Origin of the sequence: Mycobacterium sp. (genome assembly GCF_049802695.1) — a bacterium.
Lineage (GTDB): Bacteria > Actinomycetota > Actinomycetes > Mycobacteriales > Mycobacteriaceae > Mycobacterium.
In genome coordinates this window covers 1-2024 of record NZ_JBARMY010000475.1, presented here as the reverse complement: position 1 = coordinate 2024, position 2024 = coordinate 1, and the positions used below count along the sequence as shown (strand labels likewise).

1 protein-coding gene is annotated in these 2024 nt (G+C 69.5%); it reads left to right on the top strand.

What is annotated here, in order from left to right:
- Positions 1-2024 (top strand): amino acid adenylation domain-containing protein (locus WA317_RS18920; protein WP_425174493.1); only part of this gene is annotated, 2024 nt, incomplete at both ends.

Sequence of the window (2024 nt, the reverse complement as noted above, 5' to 3'; positions counted from 1 at the left end):
CCTCACACACCAGCACCAGGCGCTGGCCCTGGCTGGACCCGGCCACCCGCGACGCGTTGTTCACCGGCGCACGGGCCCGCGGCATCACCCCGGCGATGACGCTGGCCGCGGCGTTCTCCCACGCGTTGGCGCGCTGGTCGACCACACCGCGATTTTTGCTGAACGTGCCGCTGTTCGGACGCCAACCTCTGCACCCCGACGTCGACCTGCTCGTCGGCGACTTCACCTCGTCCCTGCTGCTCGACATCGACATGAGCGATGCCCATACCGCAACCGCGCGGGCACAGACGGTGCAGAACGCCATGCGGACCGCCGCCGCGCATTCCGCCTACTCTGGGCTCGCGGTGTTGCGCGATCTGAGCCGGTACCGCGGCACTCAGGTGCTGGCGCCGGTGGTGTACACCAGCGCGCTGGGGCTCGGCGAACTGTTCAGTCCCACCGTCACCGACCAGTTCGGCAGGCCGGAATGGATCATTTCGCAAGGCCCGCAGGTGCTGCTGGACGCACAGGTCATCGAATTCGACGGCGGGGTACTGGTCAACTGGGACGTGCGTGACGACTGCTTCCCGCCGGGCGTCATCGACGCCATGTTCGCGCACCACGTCGACGAACTGCTCCGGCTGGCCGCAGACCACAACGCCTGGGATGCAACGGATTCGCCAGCGCTGCCGGCCGCTCAGCGTGCGGTGCGGGACGCGGTCAACTCGCGCACCGCCGAGCGCAGCAGCGAGGCGCTGCACGACGGCTTCTTCCGGCAAGCCGAGCTGCGGCCCGATGCGCCGGCCGTGTTCGCCAGTTCCGGTGACCTCACCTATGCGGAGTTGCGTCAACAGGTTTCGGCGCTGGCCGCAGCGCTGCGCGCGGCGGGCATTAACAGCCGCGACACGGTCGCGGTGACGGGCCCCAAAACCGCTGAGCAGATAGCCGCCGTGTTGGCGATCCTGGCCGTCGGTGCCAGTTACCTGCCCATCGGGGTCGACCAGCCCCGCGACCGTGCCGAGCGCATCCTGGCCGGTGGTGCAGTGCGCCTGGCGCTGGTCTGCGGCGGTCAGCGGCTGGCGTTGCCGGTGCCCGAGTTGACGATTGCCGACGTGCTTCGCGAGTCGGCAGCCGGTGGTGAATACCGCTTCGGCACAGTCGATCCCGCCGAGCTTGCCTACGTATTGTTCACCTCGGGCTCGACCGGCGAGCCCAAGGGCGTCGAGGTGACTCACGACGCCGCGATGAACACGGTGGAATTCATCGGCCGCCACTTCGAGATCGGCCCCGAGGACCGCTGTCTGGCGTTATCGACGTTGGAATGCGACATGTCGGTGCTGGACATCTTTGCCACTCTGCGCGCCGGCGGGGCGGTCGTGTTGGTCGACGAGGTGCAGCGCCGGGACCCCGACAGTTGGGCCCGGCTCATCGACGCTCACCACGTGACGGTGCTGAACTTCCTGCCGGGCTGGCTGGAGATGCTGCTCGACGTCGGCCACGGCCTGCTGTCGTCGCTGCGGGCGGTGCCCACCGGCGGCGATTGGGTGCGCCCTGGCCTGGCCCGCCGGCTCCAGGTCGAGGCGCCCGCAGTGCGGTTCGCAGGTTTAGGCGGTGCCACGGAAACCGCTGTGCACGCAACCTTTTTCGAGGTCGAGCCGGCCACCGGCTTGCCGGCGGACTGCACCAGCGTGCCGTACGGCAGGCCGTTCCCGAACATCGCCTGCCGGGTCGTCGATGACGACACCGGCGACGACTGCCCCGACTGGGTCGCAGGTGAGTTGTGGATATCGGGGCGCGGCATCGCTCGTGGTTACCGCGGCCGCCCCGACCTGACCGCGGACCGTTTCGTCGCGCGCGACGGCCGGATCTGGTACCGCACCGGCGACCTGACCCGGTACCGGCCCGACGGGGCGCTGGAGTTCGTCGGCCGCGCTGATCACCGCGTCAAAATCAGCGGCTACCGCGTCGAAATGGGCGAGGTGGAAGCGGCGCTGCGGCGAGTGCCCGGTGTGCAGGCGGCGGTGGCCGCGACCGTGCCTGTGGTC